Annotated in this window: 23 protein-coding genes; 10 read left to right on the top strand and 13 right to left on the bottom strand. The window is 75.8% G+C overall.

What is annotated here, in order from left to right:
• Nucleotides 1–26: 26 nt before the first annotated feature.
• Genes N0B34_RS00665 through mtrA form a run of 3 tightly spaced genes read right to left on the bottom strand, consistent with a single transcriptional unit; the run spans nucleotide 27 to nucleotide 4,079 of the window.
• A complete protein-coding gene (locus N0B34_RS00665; RefSeq protein ID WP_263729250.1) occupies nucleotides 27–1,691 on the bottom strand; it encodes an LpqB family beta-propeller domain-containing protein in 1,665 nt (554 codons plus the stop codon).
• Entirely contained in the window at nucleotides 1,688–3,367 is a 1,680-nt protein-coding gene (gene mtrB / locus N0B34_RS00670) for an MtrAB system histidine kinase MtrB (protein ID WP_263729251.1), read from the bottom strand. The genes N0B34_RS00665 and mtrB overlap by 4 nt, the downstream gene beginning before the upstream one ends.
• A gap of 28 nt (nucleotides 3,368–3,395) precedes the next feature.
• On the bottom strand, nucleotides 3,396–4,079 hold the full coding sequence (gene mtrA, locus N0B34_RS00675; protein WP_291759183.1) for an MtrAB system response regulator MtrA: 684 nt from the start codon (nucleotides 4,077–4,079) through the stop codon (nucleotides 3,396–3,398).
• A gap of 213 nt (nucleotides 4,080–4,292) precedes the next feature.
• Here mtrA and N0B34_RS00680 point away from each other — a divergent pair, with 213 nt between their 5' ends.
• From N0B34_RS00680 to N0B34_RS00705, 6 genes are all read left to right on the top strand, one after another.
• Nucleotides 4,293–5,696 (top strand): glycerophosphoryl diester phosphodiesterase membrane domain-containing protein, encoded by a 1,404-nt coding sequence (locus N0B34_RS00680; protein ID WP_263729253.1) that lies wholly within the window; start codon nucleotides 4,293–4,295, stop codon nucleotides 5,694–5,696.
• Entirely contained in the window at nucleotides 5,693–6,373 is a 681-nt protein-coding gene (locus N0B34_RS00685; RefSeq protein WP_263729254.1) for a DUF4129 domain-containing protein, read from the top strand. Before N0B34_RS00680 ends, N0B34_RS00685 begins: the two co-directional genes overlap by 4 nt.
• Complete coding sequence (locus N0B34_RS00690; protein WP_263729256.1) at nucleotides 6,370–7,572, top strand: DUF4350 domain-containing protein; 1,203 nt, start codon at nucleotides 6,370–6,372, stop codon at nucleotides 7,570–7,572. The genes N0B34_RS00685 and N0B34_RS00690 overlap by 4 nt, the downstream gene beginning before the upstream one ends.
• 158 nt (nucleotides 7,573–7,730) lie before the next feature.
• Nucleotides 7,731–8,714 (top strand): AAA family ATPase, encoded by a 984-nt coding sequence (locus N0B34_RS00695; protein WP_263729865.1) that lies wholly within the window; start codon nucleotides 7,731–7,733, stop codon nucleotides 8,712–8,714.
• Nucleotides 8,715–8,723: 9 nt separating this feature from the next.
• The gene (locus N0B34_RS00700; RefSeq protein WP_263729258.1) at nucleotides 8,724–10,061 is read left to right on the top strand and encodes a DUF58 domain-containing protein; all 1,338 of its coding nucleotides are present in this window, start codon (nucleotides 8,724–8,726) and stop codon (nucleotides 10,059–10,061) included.
• 38 nt (nucleotides 10,062–10,099) lie between these two features.
• Complete coding sequence (locus tag N0B34_RS00705; protein WP_263729260.1) at nucleotides 10,100–11,284, top strand: winged helix DNA-binding domain-containing protein; 1,185 nt, start codon at nucleotides 10,100–10,102, stop codon at nucleotides 11,282–11,284.
• Nucleotides 11,285–11,348: 64 nt separating this feature from the next.
• Here the strand turns inward: N0B34_RS00705 and N0B34_RS00710 are convergent, their stop codons facing one another.
• On the bottom strand, nucleotides 11,349–12,338 hold the full coding sequence (locus tag N0B34_RS00710; protein WP_263729261.1) for a stage II sporulation protein M: 990 nt from the start codon (nucleotides 12,336–12,338) through the stop codon (nucleotides 11,349–11,351).
• An 80-nt stretch (nucleotides 12,339–12,418) separates the two neighbouring features.
• On the opposite strand from N0B34_RS00710, the gene N0B34_RS00715 reads away from it, so the two are divergent.
• The gene (locus N0B34_RS00715) at nucleotides 12,419–13,240 is read left to right on the top strand and encodes an RDD family protein (RefSeq protein WP_263729262.1); all 822 of its coding nucleotides are present in this window, start codon (nucleotides 12,419–12,421) and stop codon (nucleotides 13,238–13,240) included.
• 36 nt (nucleotides 13,241–13,276) lie between these two features.
• Here the strand turns inward: N0B34_RS00715 and N0B34_RS00720 are convergent, their stop codons facing one another.
• The 5 genes from N0B34_RS00720 to N0B34_RS00740 form a co-directional block, all read right to left on the bottom strand.
• A complete protein-coding gene (locus N0B34_RS00720) occupies nucleotides 13,277–14,203 on the bottom strand; it encodes a cation diffusion facilitator family transporter (RefSeq protein WP_263729263.1) in 927 nt (308 codons plus the stop codon).
• A 70-nt stretch (nucleotides 14,204–14,273) separates the two neighbouring features.
• Nucleotides 14,274–14,480 (bottom strand): Trm112 family protein, encoded by a 207-nt coding sequence (locus N0B34_RS00725; protein ID WP_263729264.1) that lies wholly within the window; start codon nucleotides 14,478–14,480, stop codon nucleotides 14,274–14,276.
• Nucleotides 14,477–15,379: a hypothetical protein gene (locus N0B34_RS00730; RefSeq protein WP_263729265.1), complete on the bottom strand. Its 903-nt coding sequence runs from the start codon at nucleotides 15,377–15,379 to the stop codon at nucleotides 14,477–14,479. Before N0B34_RS00730 ends, N0B34_RS00725 begins: the two co-directional genes overlap by 4 nt.
• A gap of 40 nt (nucleotides 15,380–15,419) precedes the next feature.
• Entirely contained in the window at nucleotides 15,420–15,707 is a 288-nt protein-coding gene (locus tag N0B34_RS00735) for a hypothetical protein (RefSeq protein WP_263729266.1), read from the bottom strand.
• Nucleotides 15,704–16,081, bottom strand: coding sequence for a DUF3499 domain-containing protein (locus N0B34_RS00740; protein ID WP_263729267.1), 378 nt, complete (start codon nucleotides 16,079–16,081; stop codon nucleotides 15,704–15,706). The genes N0B34_RS00735 and N0B34_RS00740 overlap by 4 nt, the downstream gene beginning before the upstream one ends.
• A 104-nt stretch (nucleotides 16,082–16,185) precedes the next feature.
• Here N0B34_RS00740 and N0B34_RS00745 point away from each other — a divergent pair, with 104 nt between their 5' ends.
• Nucleotides 16,186–16,752: a metallopeptidase family protein gene (locus tag N0B34_RS00745; protein WP_263729268.1), complete on the top strand. Its 567-nt coding sequence runs from the start codon at nucleotides 16,186–16,188 to the stop codon at nucleotides 16,750–16,752.
• A 12-nt stretch (nucleotides 16,753–16,764) separates the two neighbouring features.
• Entirely contained in the window at nucleotides 16,765–17,619 is an 855-nt protein-coding gene (locus N0B34_RS00750; RefSeq protein ID WP_263729269.1) for a glycosyltransferase family 2 protein, read from the top strand.
• A 5-nt stretch (nucleotides 17,620–17,624) separates the two neighbouring features.
• On the opposite strand, the gene N0B34_RS00755 is transcribed toward N0B34_RS00750, so the two are convergent.
• The 3 genes from N0B34_RS00755 to N0B34_RS18020 form a co-directional block, all read right to left on the bottom strand.
• Nucleotides 17,625–19,196: a DUF5719 family protein gene (locus N0B34_RS00755; protein ID WP_263729270.1), complete on the bottom strand. Its 1,572-nt coding sequence runs from the start codon at nucleotides 19,194–19,196 to the stop codon at nucleotides 17,625–17,627.
• Complete coding sequence (locus N0B34_RS00760) at nucleotides 19,193–22,804, bottom strand: glycosyltransferase (protein ID WP_263729271.1); 3,612 nt, start codon at nucleotides 22,802–22,804, stop codon at nucleotides 19,193–19,195. The genes N0B34_RS00755 and N0B34_RS00760 overlap by 4 nt, the downstream gene beginning before the upstream one ends.
• Nucleotides 22,805–22,886: 82 nt before the next feature.
• The gene (locus tag N0B34_RS18020; protein ID WP_291759222.1) at nucleotides 22,887–23,219 is read right to left on the bottom strand and encodes a WhiB family transcriptional regulator; all 333 of its coding nucleotides are present in this window, start codon (nucleotides 23,217–23,219) and stop codon (nucleotides 22,887–22,889) included.
• 223 nt (nucleotides 23,220–23,442) lie between these two features.
• On the opposite strand from N0B34_RS18020, the gene N0B34_RS00770 reads away from it, so the two are divergent.
• On the top strand, nucleotides 23,443–24,234 hold the full coding sequence (locus N0B34_RS00770) for a TIGR03089 family protein (RefSeq protein WP_263729272.1): 792 nt from the start codon (nucleotides 23,443–23,445) through the stop codon (nucleotides 24,232–24,234).
• Between the two features lie 76 nt (nucleotides 24,235–24,310).
• Here N0B34_RS00770 and manA read toward each other — a convergent pair whose 3' ends face one another.
• Nucleotides 24,311–25,501, bottom strand: coding sequence for a mannose-6-phosphate isomerase, class I (gene manA / locus N0B34_RS00775; protein WP_263729273.1), 1,191 nt, complete (start codon nucleotides 25,499–25,501; stop codon nucleotides 24,311–24,313).
• Nucleotides 25,502–25,558: the final 57 nt, after the last annotated feature.

A 25,558-nucleotide genomic window follows, 5' to 3' on the forward strand; every position in this document is an offset into this window, starting at 1 on the left:
GAGGGCGGCTCGCGGCCGCCCTGCCGTCAGCCGGGGTACGCCGGGTCGTGCACCCCGGTGGCTCCCTGGACCGGGACCCAGGTGCGGCCGTCGTACCGGAGCAGCTCGCCCGCGTGGGTGGCGACGAGCATGCTGCGGTCCCCCAGCCCCGAGGCGATCGACGCGGCATCTGCCACGTCCGGCAAGGGCTCCGACTGACCGCCGACCGGCACGAGGCGGAGCGTGGACGGGCCGCCGCCGCCGCCGAGCACCCCCAGGGTCACCGCGTCCACCCAGACCACCTGGTGGGCATCGGCGACGGAAGCTCCTGCCCGGACGGGGGTGCTCAGCTGCTGCGGCGCTCCCGATGCGTCGCGGACGACGCCCGCGACGTCGATCGCGACCCCGTCGGCACCGTCCGACACCACCGCGACCCGGGTGCCGTCGCGCGCGACGGCGAGCGCCTTGACGGATCGCCCGGCCAACCACGGCGCCGTCAGCGTCACCTGCGAGCCCGCCGGAGTCACGGCGAGCACGCTGCCGCCCGTCGCGGTCCAGATCCAGCCCCGGCGGTCCACGGACGGTGCCGCGAGGCCCGCGCCCGAGAGCAGCACCCGGGCGGGCGCGGTCGAGGTCGGCGCGAGCACCAGCCGGTCCGTCCCGGAGAGCAGCACCTGCACCGACCCGTCGGCGCTGCGCGCCGGGCTGCGGGCGTCGAGGCCGGCGAGCGAACCGACGCCGGCCACGGGCTGGAGCGCCCCGTTCGCCAGGCTGACCAGGGCATCACCCTGGATCATCACCGGATCGCCGACCGCCGGCGTCGGCACGGAGGTGGCGCCGTCGAGCGGCACGCCCGCGGCGCCGGCCCGCACGACGACGGACCGCACCTGCGGCAGCTGCAGCGACTGCTGCAGCTGCGCCAGCAGCAGCCCGCGGTCGGCGGCCTGCACCGTCCGGGCCGGCTCGAGGTCGACCTCCGCCACGCCGTCGGCGTCCACGGTGACCGCCTCCGGCTTGAGCTGGACGCCGTCCGGCACGGCGGTCCGGACCGCGTCCCGCAGCCACGGTGAGGGGCCGGCGAGCAGGCCCTTGACCACCGAGGTCGGCAGGTTCCGCGACGGGTACCACCGGGTCTCGGGCACGAGCACCTGAGAGTCGGGCGACAGGAAGTACAGCTGGGCGGCACGGAACCGGGCCGTGAAGGCACCCTGGGACAGGATCAGCCCCTTGGGCGTCCCGCCGATCCGCCACTGCTGCCGGCTGTCCTGCACCATGTCGAACGTCACCGACTCACGGCCGTCGGCGGAGGCCTCGGTGTAGCGCCCGTCGGCGTCCACCTTGCCGGCCACCTGCACCTCGACCGTCACCTGGGTGTCCGACGTGCGCTGCACCTGCGTGGCGGAGGCGACGACGACGCTGCCGAGCGGGTCCCAGCTGGACCGGGCGTCCGGGGTCAGGAACTCCCGCGCGGCGACGAAGTCGACGAAGTCCCCGGACAGCCCCGCGGAGCCGGCGAGCAGGAAGCCCTCGACGATGGAGACGGGGTCCGCGTTGGGCGCCGGACCCTCGGCCACCACGACGACGGGGTCCCCCTCCGGGACCCGCGCGTCACCCTTCTGCACCGCACCCTGCGTCGGGATGGCGCTGCACGCGGCGACCACCAGCACGGCCGTCGCCGCCAGGGCGGCGCGGAGCCGCTGCGGGGTGCTCATCGGACCTCCTGGACCGGCTGGTCGGCGTCGGACCAGTCCGGCAGGGCCGCCGGGTCCGAGCGCGGCCTCGTCGCGGCCACCGGCGCCGCCTGCTCCTGCGTCTCGTCCGGCACCAGCTCGAGGGGCGACGACTGGAGCCGGATGCCCGCCCGCCGCGGCAGGGTGAGCCGGAACGACGCCCCGCGCGCCGGGCGTCCCCACGCCTCGAGCCAGCCACCGTGCAGCCGCGCGTCCTCCAGGGAGATGGCCAGGCCCAGCCCCGTGCCACCGGTCGTGCGCGCCCTGGCGGGGTCCGCTCGCCAGAACCGGTCGAACACGTGCTGCGCCTCCCCCGCGGTCATCCCGACGCCGTGGTCGCGGACCGTGACGGCCACGGCGTGCTGGTCGGCGGCGACCGTCACCTCCACGGGCGTGCCGTCCGCGTGCTCGATCGCGTTGACCACCAGGTTGCGCAGGATGCGCTCCACCCTGCGCGGGTCGATGTCCGCCACGACGCGCTGCTCCGGCAGCACCACGGAGACCCATGAGCCCTTGCGTTCGGCGAGCGGCACCGAGGCGTCGACCGTGCGCACCACCACGTCGCGGACGTCGCGGCTCTCCGCGTCCAGCACCGCGGCGCCCGCGTCGAACCGGCTGATCTCCAGCAGGTCCGCCAGCAGGTCCTCGAAACGGTCGAGCTGGGTGGACAGCAGCTCCGCCGAGCGCTTCACCGACGGCTCGAAGTCGTGCCGGGCGGCATGGATCACCTCACCGGCCATCCGGACGGTCGTCAGCGGCGTGCGCAGCTCGTGGGAGACGTCGGACACGAACCGGCGCTGCAGCGTGGACAGCTCCTCCAGCCTGCGGATCTGGTCCTGCAGGCTCTCCGCCATCTCGTTGAACGACTGGGCGAGCGTCGCCATCTCGTCCTCGCCCTGGACGCTCATCCGCTCGGTCAGCTGCCCGTTCGCCAGCCGCTCGGCGACCTGCGCGGCCCGGCGCACCGGCAGCACGGTCTGGCGGGTGACCAGCCAGGTGGTGGAGCCGAGCAGCAGCACGAGCGCCCCGGCGCCCAGCGCGAGCGTGCGCAGCAGGAAGTCGAGCCGGTCCTGCTCCGCCTGCAACGGGTAGAGGAAGAACAGCTGGTAGGTGCCGACCACGGGCACCGTGACCTGCTGGCCGACGATGACGGCCGGTTCGAGCCGGCCACCCACCCGCAGGGCGACCGACTGCCAGTGCTGGCCCCCGGACGACGTGGCGGTCTTCAGGTCCGCGCTGATCAGGTCGACGTACGCCGCGTTGGTGGCTGTCGCACCCGCCTGGACCGACACCGCCTGACCGGGCGCGCGGAGCAGGAAGACCTCGCGGCCGCCGGAGCCCGCGTTGTGCTGCGCGCTCGTCACGTCGGAGAGAAGCTGCTGGACCTCGGCCCCCGTGGTCGCCGTCGCGGAGTCGAACGTGTTCTGGGCCTGCTGCGTGCTGCGGGCGCTCTCCTCCAGCACCTGCTGCAGACGGGCGCGGAACAGCCCGTCCGCGGTGCGCTGGCCGACGTACGCGAACACCAGGGCGAGCGCCACCAGGCCGATCGCGAGCGTGGACGTCAGCACGCGGACCTGCAGCGAGCCGCGCCACCAGCGCAGCGTCGACCGGATCCGCCGGCCCCACCGGGCGCGGACCAGCCGCCACACGCTCGTCATCCGGGGCACGGTGCACCCCCGGCCCGGGTCACGACGAGCCAGCCCCCGCCTTGTAGCCGACGCCCCGCACGGTCACCACGATGTCCGGGCGCTCCGGGTCGTGCTCGATCTTGGACCGCAGCCGCTGCACGTGGACGTTGACCAGCCGGGTGTCCGCCGCGTGGTGGTAGCCCCACACCTTCTCCAGCAGGACCTCGCGGGTGAACACCTGCCACGGCTTGCGTGCCAGGGCCACGAGGAGGTCGAACTCGAGCGGGGTGAGCGAGATCGGCGTTCCGTCGCGTGCGACCCGGTGCCCGGGGACGTCGATCGTCAGGTCACCGATCGTCAGGTGCTCCGGGGCGGGCTCGTCGCTGCGGCGCAGCCGTGCGCGCACCCGGGCGACGAGCTCCTTGGGCTTGAACGGCTTGGAGATGTAGTCGTCGGCGCCGGCCTCGAGGCCGAGCACCACGTCCACGGTGTCGCTCTTGGCGGTGAGCATGACGATCGGCACACCGGACTCGGCCCGGATCTGCCGGCACACCTCGTAGCCGTCCCGTCCGGGGAGCATCAGGTCGAGCAGAACCAGGTCCGGCTGCGTCGCGCGGAAGATGCCGAGCGCCTCGTCGCCGTCCTCGCAGAACGCCGGCTCGAAGCCCTCGGACCGCAGCACGATGCCGATCATCTCCGCCAGGGCGGTGTCGTCGTCGACCACCAGGACGCGTCCCTTCATGGCGGTCATTGTCGCACCTGACCTGCTCCGATCCTCCAGCGCCGACCGGGTGGTCCCCACCTGGCAGTCCACCCGTCCGGACGGCCCCCGACGGCAGGGCCCCGTGGCACGATGAGGCGTCGGCGGCCCGACCGTCGACGTGTCCACGTGCTGCGCCGGGACCGATCTCAGCCGAGCCCTCACCGACCAGCGCCACCAGGGGAGCCCCAGCACATGAGCGAACCGCAGGACCCGTCCCGGCCGAGCGGCTGGGCGGCGCCCGGCGCGTCCGCCGGGAAGCCGGCCGACGACCGGCCCGACAGCTGGGTCCCGGCGGATCCCCCTCCCGGCCACGCCCCGCAGCCGCCCGCGTACGGGCAGCAGCCACCCGCGTACGGGCAGCAGCCGCCCGCGTACGGGCAACAGCCCCCCGCGTACGGGCAGCAGCCACCGGCGTACGGGCAGCAGCCACCGGCGTACGGGCAGCAGCCACCCGCGTACGGGCAGCAGCCACCCGCGTACGGGCAGCAGCCACCCGCGTACGGGCAGCAGCCACCCGCGTACGGGCAGCAGCCACCCGCGTACGGGCAGCAGCCACCGGCGTACGGGCAGCAGCCACCGGCGTACGGACAGGCGGGCTGGGGACCGACCCCGTACGGTCCTCCGGGCGCCGGCGCCTGGCGTCCACCCGCGCTGCAGCCCGGCATCATCCCGCTGCGGCCGCTCAGCCTCGGAGAGCTGCTCGACGGCGGTGTCCGGGCGATCCGCGCCAACCCCGCGGTGATGTTCGGCCTCGCCGCCGTCGTGGTCACGGTCGGCGTGGTGCTCTCGGCGATCGTCACCGCGTACGTCGGCGGACTCCTGACCGGTCCGCTCGACTCCTTCTCCCGTCAGCTCTCGGGCCTCCCCGACGCGAGCACCACCGACCTCGGTGCGATCTCGAGCCAGCTCGGCACCGCGTTCGCGACGTTCGCCGCTCTTCCCGTCACCGCGCTGGCCACGACGATCCTCGACGGCCTCCTCGTGGTGTCCGTCAGCCGCTCGGTGCTCGGGCGGCGTGCGACCGTCGGCGAGGTCGCGCGGTCGTGGCGGGTGTGGTGGGTGATCGGGTTCACCCTGCTGATGTCCCTGGCGGTGCTCGTCGTCGGCGGCGTGCTGGCAGCGGTGATGGTGTGGGCCGGTCGGAGCCAGCAGTGGGGGTGGCTCGCGTTCGCGGCCCTCGTCGGCGGTCTGGCGTTCGCGGTCGCCGCCGTGTGGGTGAACACCCGCACGCTGCTCGTGACGCCGGCGCTGATGCTCGAGGGCAAGCCGTTCTGGCGGACCATCGCGCGGGCGTGGCGGCTGACCCGGGGCAGCTTCTGGCGGCTGTTCGGGATCGCCCTGCTGGTCGCCGTGCTCGTGTCCGTCCTGACCCAGATCATCTCCGTGCCGTTCACCCTGGTGGCCGAGGGGGTGACCGGCGGGGTGACGTCGTTCTGGGCGGTCGTGATCATCTCGGTCGGCAAGGTGATCACGCTGACCGCGGCGACGACCTACCAGGCGGCCGTCATCGCGCTGCTGTACATCGACGTGCGGATGCGGCGCGAGGCGCTCGACGTCGAGCTGGCGCGCGCGGCCTCGACCGACTCCCCGGCGTGACCGGTGCACGGGCGGTGGCCGTCGTCGCCGCCCTCGTCGGTGCCTCGGAGCCGCCGGTCCGCCCGGACGGGCCCACGGCCCAGCGCTGGGCGCGGGAGGAGCTGCTCGATCCCGTCTACCACCAGCAGCAGAGCCTGCTCAGCCGGTTCCTGAGCTGGTTGGCGCACCTGTTCAGCGGGATGCACGGCGCGGCCCTGCCGCCGCGGGGCGCCCTGCTCGCGGCCGCGGTAGGCCTGGCGTTGCTCGTCGTCGTCGGCCTGTGGGTGACCGGCCCGGTGCGGCGGTCGCGACGGACCCGGCCGGAGGCCGTCCTGGCCGCCGCGGACGGGCGCACGGCGGCCGAGCTCCGGGCGGCGGCGGACGCCGCGGCCGCTGCGGGGGACTTCTCGACGGCCGTCGCCGAGCGCTTCCGCTCCCTCGCCCGCGGTCTCGAGGAGCGCGCGGTGCTCGACGAGCGACCCGGCCGCACGGCCGACGAGGTCGCGCGCGACGCCGGGGACGTGCTGAGCGCCGTGGCGACGGACCTGGTCCGGGCGGGGCGCCTGTTCGACGACGTGGTGTACGGCGGTCGGACCGCGCGGCGTGCCGACGACGACGAGCTTCGGGCGACCGACGACGCGGTGCGTGCCGCCCGCCGGACGGTGTCCGTCGGCCACGTACCCGAGGACGCCTCGTGACCGCGCCCGTCACCACCACCCTGACCCCCAGCACCGGCGACGGGACGACGGGGCGGAGCCGCGCAGCCCGACGCTGGCGCAAGGCCCGGGCACCCCTCGTGCTGCTCGCCCTGCTGCTGGTCGGCGGCCTGCTCGCGGTGCTGCCCGCCCCGCGGACCTCCACCGCACCCCTGGCGCCGGACAACCCCGGCGACACCGGCGCTCGCGCGCTCGCGCAGATCCTCACGCGCCACGGCGTGCGCGTGCACTACGTCCGCACCATCGCAGCCGCCGAGAAGGCCGCGTCGGCTGGCAGCACGCTCCTCGTGCTCGGTGATCTCTACCTGACGCCGGACATGGTCGGCCGGATCGGCCGCAGCCCGGCGGACCTCGTGCTCGTCGAGACGCCGGACGTGCTCGACAGGCTGGCACCGGGCGTCGTCCCGAGCTTCGGGGGCTCGACCGCCGACGTGCGCGGCGCCGCCTGCGACGACCCGGACGCCGTCGCGGCGGGGACGATCACGGCCGCCGGTGCGGTGCGCGCCCACGGTCCGGGCGTCACGGTGTGCTTCCTCGAGTCGGGTGCCGGCGCGAGCGAGGGCGGTGCGCTCGCGGTCGTCGCCGGCGCACGACGCGTCAGCGTCCTGACCGACGCCGGCCCACTGACGAACCGGTCCCTCGCCGACCAGGGGAACGCCGCGCTCGCCCTGCGGCTCCTTGGGGTGCACCCCGACCTCGTCTGGTACCTCCCGTCCTCCGACGACCTCGGCATCGAGCGGAGCTCGCAGAGCGGCACCAGCCTCACCGACCTGATGCCACCGTGGCTGGTGCGGCTGGGACTGCTCGCCGTTGCGACGGTCGCGGTGGCGGCGGTGTGGCGTGGCCGTCGGCTCGGACCGGTGGTCAGCGAGCGGCTGCCCGTCGTCGTGCGTGCCGGCGAGACGACCCGTGGGCGCGGGCGCCTGTACCGACGCGCCGGCGCGCACGCGCACGCCGCCGCCGCGCTGCGGGCAGGTGCGGCGTCCCGCTCGGCGGCGCGCCTCGGTCTGCCGCGGTCCGCCGACCGGGCGGCCACGGTGGCCGCCATCTCCCGTGCCACCGGCCGGCCGGCCGCGGACGTGGAGCACCTGCTGTACGGCTCGTCACCCACCGACGACCGAGCACTGGCCATGCTGGCCCGTGAGCTGGACCACCTGGAGAGCGAGGTTCACCGATCGTGAGCGACGTCCTGCCGCCGTCCCCCGTGCCGCCCTCGGCCGCGCCGTATCCCGCATCGACCGCCGGCGGTGACGGTGCCACCGTGCCCCGGCCTGCCACCGGCCCGCAGCACGGAGCAGCACCGGTGGTCGCGGCCTACCCGCCCGCCGCGGGGGCGGGTGTGACCGGGTCCCACGCCGCGGCCCCGGGCCCCTCCGTCGACCTGCGGGGGATGCTGGCCGCGGTGCGGGCCGAGGTCGCCAAGGCGGTGGTCGGTCAGGACGCCGCGGTCACCGGCCTGGTCATCGCGCTGCTGTGCCGGGGGCACGTGCTGCTCGAGGGCGTGCCGGGTGTCGCCAAGACGCTGCTGGTGCGCAGCCTGTCGGCGGCCCTCGCGCTGGACACGAAGCGCGTGCAGTTCACGCCCGACCTGATGCCGGGCGACGTGACCGGGTCGCTGGTCTACGACGCGCGGACCGCGGAGTTCTCGTTCCGGGCCGGGCCGGTGTTCACCAACCTGCTGCTGGCCGACGAGATCAACCGGACACCGCCGAAGACCCAGGCCTCGTTGCTCGAGGCGATGGAGGAGCGGCAGGTCTCGGTGGACGGCGCGGCGCGACGGCTGCCCGACCCGTTCGTCGTGATCGCCACGCAGAACCCGGTGGAGTACGAGGGGACGTACCCGCTGCCGGAGGCCCAGCTGGACAGGTTCCTGCTCAAGCTGCTGCTGCCGCTGCCCGAGCGCGCCGACGAGGTGCAGGTGCTCGCCCGGCACGCCGCCGGCTTCGACCCGCGCGACCTGACCGCCGCCGGCCTGCGGCCGGTCGCGGGCCCCGCCGAGCTGGCGGCGGCCCGCGCCGAGGTGGCCCGGGTGCAGGTGGCGCGCGAGGTGCTCGGCTACGTGGTCGACCTGTGCCGGGCGACGCGCGAGTCGCCGTCGCTGTCGCTGGGTGTCTCGCCTCGAGGTGCGACGGCGCTGCTCGCGACCTCGCGGGCCTGGGCCTGGTTGAGCGGACGACCCTACGTGACGCCCGACGACGTCAAGGCGCTCGCGCACCCGACGCTGCGCCACCGGGTCCAGCTGCGTGCCGAGGCCGAGCTGGAGGGCGTCACGGCGGAGTCGGTGCTGGACACCGTGCTCGCCTCGGTGCCGGTCCCCCGCTGAGGCGCCCCGGTGGCGATCACGTGGCGTGCGGTGGCGCTGACCGCGCTCGGCGCCGTCCCGGTGCTGCTGCTGCCGGTCCCGGGCACGGTTCTCGCGTGGGTGGCGCTGGTCGCGGCGCTGTGCGCGGTGGACGTCGCCCTCGCGGCGTCCCCACGCCGGCTGGCGGTGTCCCGGTCGGTGCCGGCGTCCGTCCGCAGGACCGAGCCGACGAGCTCGACGCTGACGATCACCAACCTCGACCGGCGCCGGCTGCGGGGCCTGGTCCGGGACGCGTGGCCGCCGTCGGCGCTGCCGACCTCGGCGTCGCTCGACGTGGGTGCGCCGGCTGCGCTGGGCAGACGGTCGCCGCGTCACACGCTCGACGTCGCCGTCGGTGAGGCCGCCCGCGTGGTCACCGCGCTGCGGCCGACCCGGCGGGGCGACATCCCGGCGGGGGCGGTGACGGTGCGCACGGTCGGTCCGCTCGGACTGGCTGGACGCCAGGCGTCGCTCGCCGTTCCCGGGCGGCTGCGGGTGCTTCCGGAGTTCGCCTCGCGGCGGCACCTGCCGAGCCGGCTCGCCCGGCTGCGCGAGCTGGACGGGCGCGCCGCCGTGCAGGTGCGCGGGGCCGGGACGGAGTTCGACTCGCTGCGCGAGTACGTCGTCGGTGACGACGTGCGGTCCATCGACTGGCGCGCGACCGCCCGTCGCGCCGACGTGGTGGTGCGCACCTGGCGGCCCGAGCGGGACCGGCGGGTGCTGGTGGTCGTCGACACCTCCCGCACCAGCGCCGTCCGGGTCCTGGACGCCCCGCGGCTGGAGGCGTCGATCGAGGCGGCGCTGCTGCTCACGGCGCTCGCCACGCGGGCCGGTGATCGCGTCGAGCTGCTCGCCTGGGACCGCCGGGTCCGAGCGAGCACCGCCGGGCGGACGGGCAGCCGGGTGCTGCCGGCCGTCGCGGAGTCGCTGGCCGGTGTCGAGCCCGCGCTGGTCGAGGCCGACTGGGCCGGCCTGGTGGGTCAGGTGCGCAGCCGGCTGAGCCGACGGTCGCTGGTGGTGCTGCTCACCACCGTGGACCCCGCCGCCGTCGAGCGGGGGGTCCTCGGCGTGGCCGCCGGGCTCACCGACCGGCACGTGGTGGTGCTCGCCTCGGTCGCGGACCCCGAGGTGGACGACCTGCGGCACGGTCGCCGCAGCGCGGCCGAGGTGTTCGACGCCGCGGCGGCCGAGCGCACCGTGCTGGAGCGCGAGGCCGTGTCGCAGCGCCTGCGACGTCTCGGCGTGGAGGTGCTGGACGCGCTGCCGGACGAGCTCGCCCCGCGCCTCGCGGACACGTACCTCGCGCTCAAGGCGGCCGGCCGGCTCTGAGCACTCCCGGTGTCGGTGGCCGGCGTTACGGTCGCCGCGTGCCCGACGACGAGCTCTCCCCCCGCGCGCTGGGTCGCGCGCTGCTCGCCCGTCAGCACCTCCTGGCGCGTGCACCGGCGGAGAGCGACGGAGCGGGCGCGGCGGAGCGGCTCGTCGGTCAGCTCGTCGGGCTGCAGGCCCAGAACCCCACGTCGCCGTACATCGCGCTCTGGAGCCGCCTCGAGGGCTTCGCACCGCCGCACCTGGCCGCCACTCTGGCCGACCGTCGTACGGCCCGGGTCGCCGCCATGCGCAGCACCGTCCACCTGCTCACCGCCCAGGACGCGCTGACCCTCCCGGTGCTGACCGCACGGACCCTCTCGCGCGAGACGCGCGGCCTGTCCGCGGCGGAGCTGGACCGGATAGCCGTCCGCGCTCGGGAGCTGCTCGAGCGCACGCCGATGCGGCCCACCCAGCTCGGCCTCGCGCTCGCAGCCGAGCTGCCGCACGACCCGCCGAGCGACCTCGCCTACGCCGCGCGCTGCCTGCTGTCCCTGGTGCAGGTCACGCCACGGGGACAGTGGGGCGCCAGCATGGCCACCACGTGGACGACCGCCGAGTCGTGGCTCGGCCCGGAGACGGTCGCGGCGGCTCCCGACCTGCACGACCCCGACGTGCGGGCGGAGGTGGTGGGCGATCTCGTGCTCCGCTACCTCGCCGCCTTCGGACCGGCGTCGGTCGCGGACGTGCAGGCCTGGTCGGGGATGACGCGTCTCGCGCCGGTGGTGCAGGCACTGGGTGACCGCGTGTTGCACCTGCGCCCGCTGGCGGCCCGGGCGGGACGGAACCGGACGGTGCTCCTGGACGTGCCGGACGCCCCGCGGCCCGACGAGGACACCCCGGCGCCGGTGCGGCTCCTCCCCGACTTCGACAACGTGGTGCTGTCCCATGCCGACCGCACCCGCATCGTGCCCGAGGACGTCCGGCGCCGGCTGGTCACGCCGAACGGGAGCGGTCCGGGGACCGTGCTGGTGGACGGGCAGGTCGGCGGTGTCTGGCGGCTGCGGCGCGAGCGCGGGACGGCCGGCGCCGGTGCACCCGGGTCGGTGACCCTGCGCGTCGAGCCGTTCGTCCACCTCTCGGCTCAGCAGCGGGACGAGCTGGACACGGAGGCCCACGGGGTGCTCACCCTGCTCGCCGGCGACGTGGCGGACCGTCGGATCGAGGTCGCCGCCGCGTCGTGACGGGCGGCTCCACGCGGCGGCCTCGTGCCACGGAGGCACTGGTGTTGGTGGCGGTGCCGTGCCGTCAGCCCGCGGTCGCCACCGCATAGCCGGCGCGGTCCAGCTCCAGGTCGCCCGTCTGGCCCGCGCGTGCGGCGCGGCGACCGAGCAGGAGCACGTAGACCCAGAACGCCGCGAGCGACGTCAGTCCGATGGCGATCTTCGCCGCCCACGGCAGCTGCGAGCCGGTGACGAAGCCCTCGATGAGGCCCGACACCGCCAGGACGCCCACCAGCCCCAGCGCCACCGTGAACAGCGCCCGACCTTCCTCCGCGAGCGCCCGGCCACGCGGCCGGGGGCCGGGGTCGACCAGCGTCCAGAACAGGCGCAGACCGGCCGCACCGGACACGAACACCGCGGTCAGCTCGAGCACGCCGTGCGGGCTGATCAGCTGCAGGAACATGTCCAGCCGGCCGTAGGCCGCCATCAGGCCACCGGCCGCACCGACGTTCACCGCGTTGCTGAGCAGGAAGTACACCGGCACCACGCCGGTGATGCCGGTGGCGACGCAGAGCGCCGAGATCCACGCGTTGTTGGTCCACACCATCGCGGCGAACGTCACGCCGGGGTCGTAGTAGGCGGCGAACAGCTGGTCGACGTACTCCTTGCGGCTGGCCGGGGTCCCCATCGCGGCCAGCGCCTCCGGATGCGTGGCGACCCACGCTCCGCTGACGACGCCGACCGCGAGGAACGCCACCATCACGCCGACCGTCCACCACCGGATCCGGTACAGCGCGGCCGGCAGCAGCACGGTGAGGAACCGGGCGACGTCCCGCCACGCCGGCTCGTGCGTCCCGGCGATCCGGGCGCGCGCCCGGCCGAGCAGCTGCGAGAGCCGTGTGACCGTCTCCGGATCGGGAGCGGCCGACCGCAGCGTCGACAGGTCCGTGGCCGTGGCCCGGTAGAGCCGCACCAGCTCGTCCGACTCGGCGCCCGACAGCCGCCGGCGGCGCACCAGCCGGTCCAGGCGGTCCCACTCCGGCGTCCGCGCGACCACCAGGGCGTCGAGGTCCATGCCGCACAGCCTGCCATCGCGACGCCCGGCGCCGGGGCCGTCGGGCCCGATAGCCTGCACCCGGACCTGAGGGAGGCACCGTGGACGAGGGCATCCTCACCGGCGAGGCCGTGCTGCTGGACACCAGGCCGGCCTCGTTCGCCTCCCGCGCGCTCGGTACCGTGCTGGACCTCCTGGCCCTCGCCGTGGTGATCGGCGCGCTCGCCTGGCTGCTGTTCGGCGCGCTGAACCTGGTGCCGGACGAGAAGGCGGCGCGGGCGGTCGGCGTGGTGGCGCTGGCCACGGTGACGGTGCTGGTGCCCGCGACGGTGGAGACGCTCAGCCGGGGGCGGTCGCTCGGCAAGCTGGCGATGGGCATCCGGGTGGTGCGGGACGACGGCGGCCCGGTGCTGTTCCGGCAGGCGCTGGTGCGCGCCCTGACGGGCGTGTTCGAGCTGTGGCTGACGTCCGGTGTCGTGGCGCTGCTGGTCAGCGTCGCGCACCCGCAGGGCAAGCGGCTCGGCGACGTGCTGGCGGGGACCTACGCGGCACGGGTCCGGGGCAAGGCGCCCGTGCGCACGCCCGTGCCGATGCCGCCGTACCTGGCCCGGTGGGCGTCGCACGCCGACGTGGCACGACTGCCGGACGGTCTCGCGCTGGCCGTGCGGCAGTTCCTGGGCCGGGCGCGGGCTCTGCACCCGGCCTCGCGGATGGAGCTCGGCGGCCGGCTGACCGCACAGGTGCAGCAGTACGTTCGTCCCCTGCCCCCGCCCGGCACGCACCCGGAGGACTTCCTCGCGGCGGTGCTCGCCGAGCGCAGGGAGCGCGAGCTCGCCGCCGAGCAGCGCCGGGCCGTCCGTGAGTCGGTCGAGGCGGCGGCCCTCACGCGGCTGCCGCACGCCATCCCGGACCCGGTGGACTGAGCGGTTCCGGCGCCGGACGCCGGTGGCGGTGCGACGTCAGGCCGACGGCGCCGTCCGACGCAGGTCCGGCTCGAGGTAGATCACGCGCGCGATCGGCACCGCCGACCGGACCCGGACCTCCGCGGCGTCGATCGCCGCGGCGATGTCCGCGGCGCTGTCGTCGGCCGTCACCTCGATCTTGGCCGCCACCAGCAGCTCCTCCGGCCCCAGGTGCAGCGTCCGCAGGTGGATGACGGAGGCCACCCCGTCCCCGACCAGCGCCGCGCGGACCGCCGCGACGTCCGCCGCGGACGCCGCCTCACCGAGCAGCAGCGAGGTCGTCTCCACCGCGAGGACCGCGGCGATGAGCACCAGCAGCAGGCCGATGCCGGCGGTGCCCACGGCGTCCCACCGGCCGTCGCCGGTGAGCAGCGTCAGCCCGACGCCGAGGCCGGCGAGCAGCAGACCGATCAGCGCCCCGGAGTCCTCGAGCAGGACCACCGGGAGCTCGGGCGCCTTGGCGGTGCGGATGAAGGACGGCCAGGACTGACCGGCCCGTGCCGCGTCCGACTCCCGCACAGCCGTCCGCAACGACGACGCCTCCATCACGAACGCGATGACGAGCACGACGAGCGGGACCCACCACCAGCGACCCTCGAGCGGGTGCGGGTCGGCCCACTTGTGCCAGGCCTCGTACAGCGCGAACAGGCCACCGAGCGTGAACAGCACGATCGAGACGATGAAGGCGTAGACGTACCGCTCGCGGCCGTAGCCGAAGGGGTGCGTCTCGTCGGGCAGGCGCCGGGCACGCCGGCCGCCGAGCAGCAGCAGCAGCTGGTTGCCGGAGTCGGCGACGGAGTGCACCGACTCGGCGAGCATCGAGCTGGAAGAGGTGAGCAGGAAGGCGACGAACTTGGTGACGGCGATCCCGAGGTTCGCCGCGAGCGCCGCCATGATCGCCCTGGTGCCGCCCTCGTGCGCCATGCCCGTCTCCCCCGGTCGTGCGGCCTGCGTCGACGCAGGTCAGCCTAGGCGACCACGCACCGACAGCGGCTCAGCGCGGGGTGACCGGCCGCGCCTCGTCGGCGAGGAGCACGGGGATGCCGTCGCGGACGGGGTACGCCAGCGGCCGGTCGGGATCGGTCGAGACCAGCTCGGGCTGCCCGTCCGGACCCACCTCGTCGGTCAGCGTCGCCCCGGTCACCGGACACCGCAGCAGCTCTCGTGCCCATGGCTCCAGGCTCGTCGCCGGCTCGTTCATCGGTCCTCCCCCGTCCGCAGCAACGACAGGACGTCGTCGCGCACCTTGTCCAGCACGTCCTCGTCGGCCGCCTCGACCGTCAGCTCCACACCGTCGCCCAGGTGACGGACCGCGAACCACCACGGAGGTGGGGCGTCCCAGTGCGAGACCAGCAGCCCGTCGCCTTCCTCGGACTCGACCGGCCCGCCGCCCGGATGGGTCACGTAGGCCTCGACCACCCGCGCGACTGCGCCGTCCGCGTCCGCGACCTCGACGGCGATCGGTCCCGCCGTGACGTACGGCTGGTAGAGCTCGGCCAGCACCGACAACGTGTGCGGCTGGCGACCGAGCTCGGCGAGCACGTGCACCAGCGCGAGCAGGCCGGCGGTCGCCGGACCGGCGTCCCGCGCGACGAGCCGGCCGTCGGCGCCGCCACCCAGCACGGCGCCCCGGACGGCCAGCTGCTCCGCCAGCTCGGCGCGGTGCACGCGTGCCGTCGCCGCACCGGCAGCGGCGAGCAGGTCCGGCACCGCCCGTGAGGTGAGGTCGTCGTGCAGCACGAGCGGGACGCGACCCGCGGCCAGCTCCGCCGCCGTCAGGCGCAGGCCCACGACGGTGAGGACGGTCGACGGCGGCACCGGCTCGCCCCGCTCGTCGAGCAGGTGCACCGCGTCGCCGGCGAGCACCGCGCCCGCGTCGGCGCCGTGCTCGAGCACCACGCTGCGCAGGTCGGACAGGTCGGCTCCGGGGCCGCTGACGAGCGTCAGCCGGACCGGCCCGTCCGCCAGCAGCTGCTGGAGCGCCTCGGCATGGCCCGGTGTGCCGGCGTGGACCACCACGTGCAGGGCACGGGCGTCCCGGGGGTCGACGGCGTCCCGCAGCACCGCCACCAGGCGGTCCGGGTCGTCAGCTTCCGTCACGGGTCAGGCTCCTTCGCAGGCGTCGAGGGCGCCGACGAGCCTACCGGCCGGCCCCGGGACCGCCCGCGGGGCGGCCCGTCACGTCCTCGTCGCTGAGCGGCGTCCCGTCCCCGTCGAGCGCGAACCACGCACGGTTCTCGCAGGCCGGGCAGGAGACGAACACAGCCGCGCGCCCGGTCGGCGTGCTCATCCGGATGCGGACCAGGTCGGTGGAGCCGCAACGCTGGCACTCGCGCGTCCCCTCGACCAGCGGTCCGCTGCCCTGGCTGACCGACCCCAGCGGGACGGGCCCCTCGGCGACGCGACGGGACTCGCGCCGCCGCGTCACCGCACGCTCTCCTCGCCGTGCACCACGCGGAGGTGCCCGCGACGGCGACCGTCCGGCGTGACGGGCTGCGCCACCGGCTCCGGCTCGAGCACCGCGACGGCGGGTCGACCGGCCTCACGGACGGCGTCCGCCAGGGCGAGCAGGTCGTCGTGGCTCGGGGCCGCCGGCTCGAAGTCGGGCAGCAGCCGGACGACCTCCCAGCCGCGCGGCGCGGTGAGTCGCTCGGCGTGCTCGGCGCACAGGTCGTAGGAGTGCGGCTCCGCCAGCTGGGCGAGGGGGCCGAGCACCGCGGTCGAGTCCGCGTAGACGTAGGTGAGCGTCGCCACCGCCGGGCGCGCGCACGCCGAGCGGGAGCACTGCCGAACGGATCGCACGCGCTGACGCTACAACGCAGGTGCGACACCTCGGCCGGGACACCCCCGGACGGTGCCGCCTCCGGGCCCGGGTGCGCCCGGAGGCGGCGACTAGAGTTCCAGTGGTGAGGTCACGGGGTTCTCGGCGGGGCTCGTTCCCCGGGCAGCTGCCCGGTCGGGGACGTCGCCCGGCGGACACGGACAGCACCGGTGACCGGCTCCCGGAGCCGACCTCGTCGTCACGAGCCCCGGCCGCCCGCACGGGGTCGCCCGCCGCGCCCGTCCGTCGTCGTGACCGTCGCGGTCGCGGCCCTCGCGGCCCCCTGCTGCCGAGCACGCTCCCGGCCTACCGGACCCGTGCGGAGCTCTTCGACGACCTGGTGCTCGACGCGGTCGAGGAGCTCGAGCGGACCTGGGCGCGGCAGCTCGACGGCACGGAGTTCGCCGTCGAGGACGTACCGCCGTCCAACCCGGCACCCTGGGAGCGCGGCGGGGTGCCGCTGGGCCGGTGCTTCCCGTCCGACGCGGGGCTCCCGGCCCGCATCGTCGTCTACCGGCGGCCGCTCGAGGCGCGCGCCGAGGACCGCGCGGACCTCGCCGAGCTGGTGCACGACGTGGTCGTGGAGCAGGTGGCGCATCTCCTCGGCCGGTCACCGGAGGACGTGGACCCCGGCTACGGCGAGGGCCGATAGCCTGTCCGGACGATGAGCACCCCGATCCCGGCCGTCCGCGTCGTCTGCGTCGTCTACCACCCCGGACCGGAGCTGGCGCGGTTCGCCGACGGTCTGCGGACGGCGAGCTCGCGACCCTTCGAGCTGGTGCTGGTCGACAACGGCGACGACCAGACCGTGTCTCGGGCGGTCGCCGACGAGCACGGTGCGCGCCTGGTAGTCCCCGGACGCAACCTCGGCTACGGAGCCGCCGCGAACGTCGGTGCGATGGACGCGACGGCGGAGTGGCTCGTGGTGGCCAACTCCGACCTCGAGTGGCCCGCGGGTTCGCTCGACCGGCTGCTCGACGTGGCCGCCGCGCACCCCGAGGCCGGTGCCGTCGGACCCGCCCTGCTCAACACCGACGGCACCGTGTACCCCTCGGCCAGGGAGCTGCCGTCGCTCACCCAGGGCGTCGGCCACGCGGTGCTGGGCCGGGTGTGGCCGGGCAACCCGTGGACGCGCGCCTACCAGGCACGTCAGGAGACCGTCGGGGTCCAGCGCGCGGCCGGCTGGCTGTCCGGCGCGTGCCTGGTGCTGCGACGGCGGGCGTTCGAGCAGGTCGGCGGGTTCGACGAGGACTACTTCATGTTCTTCGAGGACGTGGACCTCGGTGAGCGGCTCGGTGCCGCAGGCTGGGTGAACCTCTACGCGCCGCAGGTGGCCGTCACGCACATCGGCGGCACGTCGTGGCGGTCACGACCCGCCCCGATGATCCGCGCGCACCACGCCAGCGCCTGGCGGTACCTGTCCCGCCGGTACACCGGCTGGCGGATGGCACCGGTGCGTCTGGTGCTGCGCAGCGGGCTGTGGCTGCGCGAGCAGGTGGAGCTGCGCGCGGCACGCTGAGGCGGTCAGCCCAGCCCGACGTGCGGGTCCTGCCGGACGGCGATCCGGCCGGCAGCGGTCGGTTCCGGGGCCGGCAGCAGCAGGGACACCAACGTGCCGTCGGACTGTGCGCGCTCCGCGACCAGCGCCCAGGACGCCTCGACGGGGCCGTCCGTGGTGACCAGGGACACCCCAGCGACCTGCGTGGGATCGGCGACCAGCTTCGCGAGCGGCCACGCCGCCGTCGTCCCGGCGTCGACGCTGACCTGGTGCTCGTCGAGCACGCTGCCGTCGGACCGGAGCAGGCGCAGCGTCCCGGTGACGGAGGCGGCCGCGCCGGACCCCTGGGCCGTGGGGTCGCCGGAACGCGGCACCGCGCCCACCACGAGCGTGTCGGCCGTCCCGGGCGCCGGCACCACCAGCCCGCCGGCCGGTGCCACGGCGGCGGCCCAGGCGCGCTCCACCCGCGGCTGGGTGTCCAGCGCGCCGGGCGTCCCGACCCGCGAGTACTCCGCGGCGGCGACCACGGGCTGACCCGCCTGGACGACCACCGTGTACTGGCCGGCGGGGAGCCCGCCGAGCGGGAGGTCCGTCACGGACCCGGCCGCCAGGTCCACCGTGCCAGCACCCGGCAACGTGACCGGACCGTCGGACCCGAGGAGGCTGACCGTCGCCGTGGTGCCGGTGGCGCCCGGTGCGAGCAGCCGCAGCACCGGCGCGTCGGGGCTGTCGACCGTCGAGGCGTCCACGAGCAGCCCGGGGATCGTGAGCCGCTGGGCCGGCGCGCTGCCGGGCACCACGAGGTCCGCACCGGCGGGCGTGAAGCCCCGGACGGCGCCGTCCTGCACCCAGGCGGACACCTGTCCGCCGGTGGCCCGCACGTGCACCGCGATCGAGCGCTGCGCCGCGGCGACCGCCTCGAGGGTGACCGATCGGCTGCCGTGCGGCGGCACCACCTGCGAGCCGCCGGCCAGGTCGAGGCGTCCGTCGGGCCCCCACGCCTCGACGCCGACCTCGGCCGCCGTGCTGCCGGGGTTCACCAGCACCAGCACGGCCGTGCGGCCCAGGTCGGTCGAGCCGCCGACGAGCCACGCGTCCGAGGTCGGTGCCGTGCACGTCTCCGCCGAGAGGCCTCGCAGGTCACCGTCGGTCACCAGGCCGACCGCGGTGGCCGCGACGCGTGCACCGCCGGTGCTGCCCGGCTCGGCTCGCACGACGACGGGTCCCGTGGTGCCCGCCAGCGCCGCGGCAGGCACGTCCGCCGACAGCGGTGCGAGCACCGCGGAGCCGCTGAGGGCACGCACGGTGCCGGCCCCGGACGTGCCCTCGTCCGGCGCCGAGAGGACGGACACCGAGGTGACGGGGGGAACGGGCGCCGGGTTGAACTTCGCGCTGGAGGACGCCTTCGGCATGATCAGCGGGCCCGGGCACACCGCGGTGGCGGCGGAGGCGGGCACGGCGACAAGGGCCGGACCGTCCGCGGTGCTCGTCGGTGCGGGCAGCCGGCTCGCGCCGACCACCGTGGCCGCCGCGAGCGCGAGGACCGCGACGCCGGACAGCGCGCGCAGCCCCCGCTGCACGGCGGGACGGGCGCTCACGAGCGACCTGCCCGGCGCCGGCGGATCGGCAGCGCGAGCAGCCCGGTGACCACCCCGGTCACGGCGAGCAGCGCCAGCCACCCGGTCCGGGTCGGCGAGTCGTAGCGGACCACCAGGTGACCTCCTGCAGCACCGACCTCGAACGTCTGGCGCCAGCCGAGCTGCACCGACCGCAGCGGCCGTCCGTCGAGCCAGGCGTGCCAGCCGGGGTCGGCGCGCTCGGCCAGGACGAGGACCCGCGTGGGCGCACCGGTCGGTACGGTCGTGTCGACGTTCGCGTCGGTCGCCGGGACCGCGGTCACGGCGGTCGCGGGATCCGTCACGTCGCCGGCCGCCTTCGCCAGCCGAGCCCACGACGTCACCACCGTCGGTGCCGGCGACCCGTCCGCGCCGACGGCCGCACGCACCCGCCACAACGTCCCTGACGCGTTCTCGGTGACGCGTTCCAGTCCAGGGGTCGCGTCGAGCCGGCCGACGAGCTGTGCGCGCGCGCCGGCCAGGGGGTCGGTGTCCGAGGTGCCGACCGCCAGAGGTGGCACGACCACGTGGGCGACCGCCAGGGCGCCGAGCGGACCGGCCACGTCCCCGGGCGCCGTGCTCGTCAGCCGCGCGACGAGCGTGCGGAGCTCCGTGGTCGCCGGATCGGCGGCGACGACGGTCGCCGAACGCAGCCCGCCGCCCAGCGACCCCGTCTGGACCGCGGCAGCCTGGTCGACCAGGTCCAGACCGTCGCCCCTCAGCAGCTCCCAGGACACGCCGTCGGTCGTCGCGCTGAGGGCGAGGACGCGCGACGCGTCGACGCCCTGCTGGGCCTGCTGCGCGACGGCCGGCACCACGGGACGCCCGAGCGCCCGCAGCGACGTCGCTCCGGGCGCCGTCCAGACCCACGAGGCGAGCGAACCGACTGCGACCACGACCACGACCACGCTCCCGAGCACGGCCAGCGGCTGCCGCCAGCCGAACGTCGACCGCGTCAGCCTCGCCTGCAGCCGGTCGGTGCCGAGGGTCGCCGCGGTCAGCAGGCCGAGCAGCGCCAGCGACAACGACGCACCGACCCACGCCCGACCGACCCCGGCGGCGTCGTGCACGGCGGGCAGCTGCGCCTGCACGGTGGCGGCCGCCAGCCCGACGACGGCCACCAGCCACCCGACCCGCACACCGCGAGCCACCGCGGCGCCGCGCAGCAGCGCCAGCACGGCCAGCAGCAGCACGCTGCCGACCAGGGCCACCGGCCAGACGACAGCAACCGTGCCGTGCAGCCCGACCGGCACGAGGGCACCGGGATCGGTCGGCACGCCGAGCAGCCGGAGCAGCGGTCCGGCGGGGACCGACTGCACGGGCAGGCCGGGCTCGGCGAGCAGCAGCCGCAGTCCCGGCACCCCGCGACGGACCACCTCGGCCAGCAACGGGCCCGCCAGCACGACGGCCGGGACCGGTACCAGCAGCAGCCGGCCCCGCCGGCGGGGTGCCGTCGCGGCCGCCACCACCGCCAGCACGACGGCCGGGACGAGCAGCACAGGGGCGCCTGCGACGGCGACGGCGAGCGCGAGTGCCGCACCGGCCGCCCCGGCGACGGAGCCGGTCGGGTCCGGCGTCCCGACGAGAACGGGACCCGGCTCCGGTGTCGAGTCCCCCGAGTGCACCGGTTCGCCGAGGTGCTCCGACGACGAACCGTCCGATGACACGGCGGCGGCGAGCGGGGCACCCCCGACGCTGCCGGCCGCGGAGACGACGCCACCCGCAGGCGCCGGCCGGGGCGACGGGATCGCCGCGGTCCGTGCGGCGGACGCCGCGGTCTCCGGCTCCGCGCCCTCGTCGAGGTCGACGACGCCGTCGTCCTCGTCGTCCGCCCGACGCACCGTCACCAGACCGGACAGCACCTGGTCGACGCGCTGCACGCCGACGGCGCGCGCCATGCCGAGCGCGACCCACGGCAGCGCGGTGTGGGCCACGACGGCGCCCAGGTGGCCTCCGCCGACACCGAGGAGGAGCGCGGGAGCGGCCGCCCAGACCAGCGCCGCCCACGCACGCACGCCCGCGGACCGGGTGGCCGCGCCGGCAGCGGCCCAGGCGCCGATCCCGGACAGGACCACCGCACCGAGCATCAGCACGTCGACGACGGCCTGCAGGTGACCTGCCAGGAGCGTCGGCACCGTGAGCACCGTGAGCAGCGGGTCCGCCGGCGCGGCCTGCCCCAGGCCGTCCCGCACCCAGCCGGAGGACGCGGCCTGCCACAGCTGCCCGACGGAGGACGAGCTCAGCGCGAGCGCGCCCCCGACCAGGCGGGCCCCCGCACCGACGACCGGTCCGAGCAGCCGCCCGAACGCCGCGAGCGACGCCACGAGGAGCACCACCGTCAGCGCCAGGGCGGTCCAGCGCCGACGGGTGGCCATCGCGGCGAGCTCGCCGATCTCCAGCTCGGACGGTGCACGCTGCACCTTCCGCGCCTCGAGCCGGGCGAGCCGCCGGTCCTGCTCCTGCGTCCACACGTCCCGCAGACCGGCCTGCAGCGGCCACAGGGTCCGCCGCGGGACGGCGCGGGTGCGAGCGGCGACCCGCCTCGCCCGGAGCACGGCCCCCGGCCGGCCGAGTGCCGCGAGGCAGCCGGTCAGCTCGGCGACGGCCAGACCGGGCTGCTTGACGGCCAGCTGACCGAGCGCCCGCACCACGGCGGCGAGCAGACCGGCGACAGCCACGAAGGGGACGAGCGGCAGCGGTGCCGCGACGAGCCGGGCGTGCACCGCAGAGCGCCGGCGCGCCGCGAAGGACCGTCGCGGGTCGCCGAGGTCCGGCTCACCGTCACCGTCGAGGTCCGTCTCGGGGCCGGCGTCGGCGTCCCGAAGTCCCTGGTACAGGGCCTGGGCGTGCCGCACGACGGCGGCCGGCACCACCACGACGCGGTGCCCTGCCAGGCGAGCCCGGCGGGACAGGTCCAGCCCGTCACCGAACGGTCCGAGCGCGGCGTCCGTGCCGCGCAGCGCGTCCCAGACGTCGCGCCGGACGAGCGCACCGGCGAGGCCGACGCCGAGCACGTCGGTACGCCCGTCGTGCTGGCCCTGGTCCAGCTCGCCGGCCTCGACGTCGGACATCCGGCGACCCCACCGGGTGGTGCGCAGGCCCACCTCGAGCAGTCGCTCCGGCTCGGTCCACGTCCGCTGCTTGGCGCCGGCGACGGCGACCGACGGTGCGTGGCTCACCGCACGCATCAGCTCGAGGAGCGCGGTCGGCGCCGGCGCGCTGTCGTCGTGGAGCAGCCACAGCCACGGCGTGGGCGACTCGCCGAGCGCCTCGGCCGCCGTCAGCAGGCCGCGCGTGACCGCCTGGCCGAAGCTCTTCGACCCCGGCGCCGTCGTGCGCGCGAGCCGTGGGGCCGGGGCCGGGGAACCCGCGAACGCCTCGTCCAGCGCCGCCGCGACGCCGTCCGGCCCGCCGACGTCCACGACCAGCACCCGCAACGGTCGTCTGACCTGTGCCGCGAGGGCGGCGAGGGTCGTCGGCAGGTAGCGGGTGAGACCGGCGGTGACGACGACGGCCGTCACCGGCGCCGTCACGGGGATCGACGACGTCGTCGTGGTGGGGGCGGCTGGGCCCTGGACGGTCTGTGTCATGCTCGCGCCATCATGCGACGCAGCCGGGTGCCCGCCCGGCTGCGACACTCCCGCGACGCCGTCGGCCTCGCGGAGGTGGTCCTCAGACGACACGCCGCTTGAGCTTGCGCCGCTCGCGCTCGGAGAGCCCGCCCCAGATGCCGAACCGCTCGTCGTTGGCGAGCGCGTACTCGAGGCACTCGGCCCGGACCTCGCACTGCGTGCAGACCTTCTTGGCCTCGCGCGTCGAGCCGCCCTTCTCCGGGAAGAAGGCCTCCGGGTCGGTCTGCGCGCACAGTGCGCGCTCCTGCCACCCCATCAGGCCGTCGTCCTCGGCCTCCCCGAACAGGGAGTGCACGTTGGACGCCGAGACCGACCCGACCACCTTCGCGTCCGACGGGAAGCTCTCGTCGTCGTCGTCGAGCAGGTTCCACATACGTGCCTCCGTGCGGGTCTGGTGCTCGGTGCTGCCTGGGTCTGTGGGCTGTCCTCGGGCTGTCGAGTGGTCGAACCGGCCTGCCAGATCACTGCCCCGCGCCACCGCGGTTGCCATGAATTACACGCGTGTCGTTCTGGGGAGTCAACCGGAGCCGTGGTATTTGTCCGCCTCGTCCGGGGTGAATTCTGGGCGGCCCGGCGTGTCGCCCTACCCTGACGGCGTGCCGACCCCACCGCGTTCCGTCGCCGAGCTCCTCGCCCTGCTCACCACCGACCCCGGACGGCCGCGCCTGACCTGGTACTCGGAGGCCGGCGAACGCGTCGAGCTGTCCGGGGCGGTGCTCGACAACTGGGTCTCGAAGACCGCCAACCTGCTCGTCGAGGAGTTCGATGCCGCGCCCGGCGCGCGTGTGCTGCTCGACCTGCCGGCGCACTGGCGGTCCGTCGTGTGGGCGCTCGCGGCGTGGCGGGTGGGCGCCTGCGTGGTGACGCCGGCGCGGGAGGCCGCAGGCGTCGACGCCGGGGACGCAACAGGGTCGTCCGACGATCCAGGCACCGCCGCTGATCTGGTGGTGACGGACCGTCCGTCGGCACACGCTGCGGCGCGGGATCTCGTCGTCGTCACGCTCGCCGCCCTGGCCCGCCGGTTCGACGGACCCCTGCCGGCGGGCGCCGTCGACGCGGCGAGCGCCGTGATGACCTACTCCGACCGCATCGGGTGGTCACCGGCCGTCGACCCCGCCGCGCCGGCGCTGGCCACACCAGCCGGGACGACGAGCCACGTGGACCTGTTCTCCGCCGCGGCCGCTGCAGCGGCCGGTGCCCCGCCCGCCGACAGGGCGCTCCTCGAGGGCGGCGACCTACCAGGGACGCTCGGCGCGGTGCTGGCCGTGCTGGCCGGCGCCGGCTCCGTGGTGCTGGTGGACGCCGCGATGGCTGGCGCCCTCCGCTCCGACACCCCACGCCGCACTGCACTCGTCGCGAGCGAACGCGTCACGTCGGACCGCCTGTAGCGGCTCGCCGCCGACGGCCGGTCCGCGGCAGGCTCCGACCTACCGCAGCCGCGGTCCACGAAGGGCCCCGGGTCGGTCAGGGCACGTCGGCCTGCACCAGCCGGCCTCGACCGCGCACCCGCAGCCGTCCGTCGCTCGCCGGCACGAAGGCGGCCTGGCCCTGGGTCAGCGTCACGGTGCCGTCGTTCGACGTCGCCACCGTCAGCTCCCCCGCGAGCGCCAGCAGGATCCGCGGTCCCCGACCGGGCAGCGGGTGGTCGTCGTCGTCGGCCAGCTCGGTGACGGACAGCTCGAAGTCGTCCACCGGCGCGTAGAACACCTTGGTGGCGCCGTGGAACACCTCCGGGGCGATCCGGATCGGAGGCGCCGCGACGTAGTCGACGTTGCGCAGCAGCTCCGGCACGTCGACGTGCTTGGGGGTCAGCCCCGCCCGCAGCACGTTGTCCGAGCTCGCCATGATCTCCACGCCGACACCGTGCAGGTAGGCGTGCACGCCACCCGCCGGCACGAACATCGCCTCGCCGGGCTGCAACGTCACGGGGTTGAGCAGCATCGACGTCACCACCCCCGGGTCGCCCGGGTACTCCCGCTGCAGCAGCCCGACGGTGCGGTCGGTGCGTGGCGACGGTGACCCGTCGGCGAGCCGGGCCGCGACGGCCTCGGCCAGCCGGGCCACCTCCTCCGGACCGGGCCGGGTCGCCGGGTCCAGCAGCCGGGTGAACGCCTCGCGGATGCCCTCGGTGGACGGCTTCTCCACCAGGATGCCGTGCAGCTCCTTGGCGAGCGGGCAGTCGAGGTCCGCGAACATCTCCGCCGCCCGGCGCGGGGCGCGGAACCCGCACATGGCCTCGAACTGGGTCAGCGCGTAGACCAGCTCGGGCTTGTGGTTGCGGTCCTTGTAGTTGCGGTGCGGCGCGTCGATCGGGACGCCGGCGGCGTCCTCCGCGTCGTAGCCGGCGCGGGCGGCGTCGATGTGGGGGTGCACCTGCAGGGAGAGCGGGTGCTCGGCGGCGATCACCTTGAGCAGGTAGGGCAGCTGCGAGCCGAAGCGGTTGACCACGTCGATGCCCAGCGCCTCGCGCGGGGTCCGTCGCAGCAGCTCGACGAGGTCCTCGAGCCCGTCGTCCAGCACCAGGGACGGGGCGGACGGGTGCGCGCCCATCCACGCCTCGGCGAGCACCCCGTCGTGCGTGAGCGCCAGCGTGTCCTGCAGTGCGTTCGACGAGCCCCAGGCATACGCCTGGGTCGCCTGCGTGATCCTCAGCACGGGAACCTCGGGGTGGGTGAGCGGTTGCCGGGTGATGGTACCGAGGCCCGGGCGGTC

The organism is Cellulomonas sp. SG140, assembly GCF_025770785.1.
Taxonomy (GTDB): Bacteria; Actinomycetota; Actinomycetes; order Actinomycetales; family Cellulomonadaceae; genus Cellulomonas.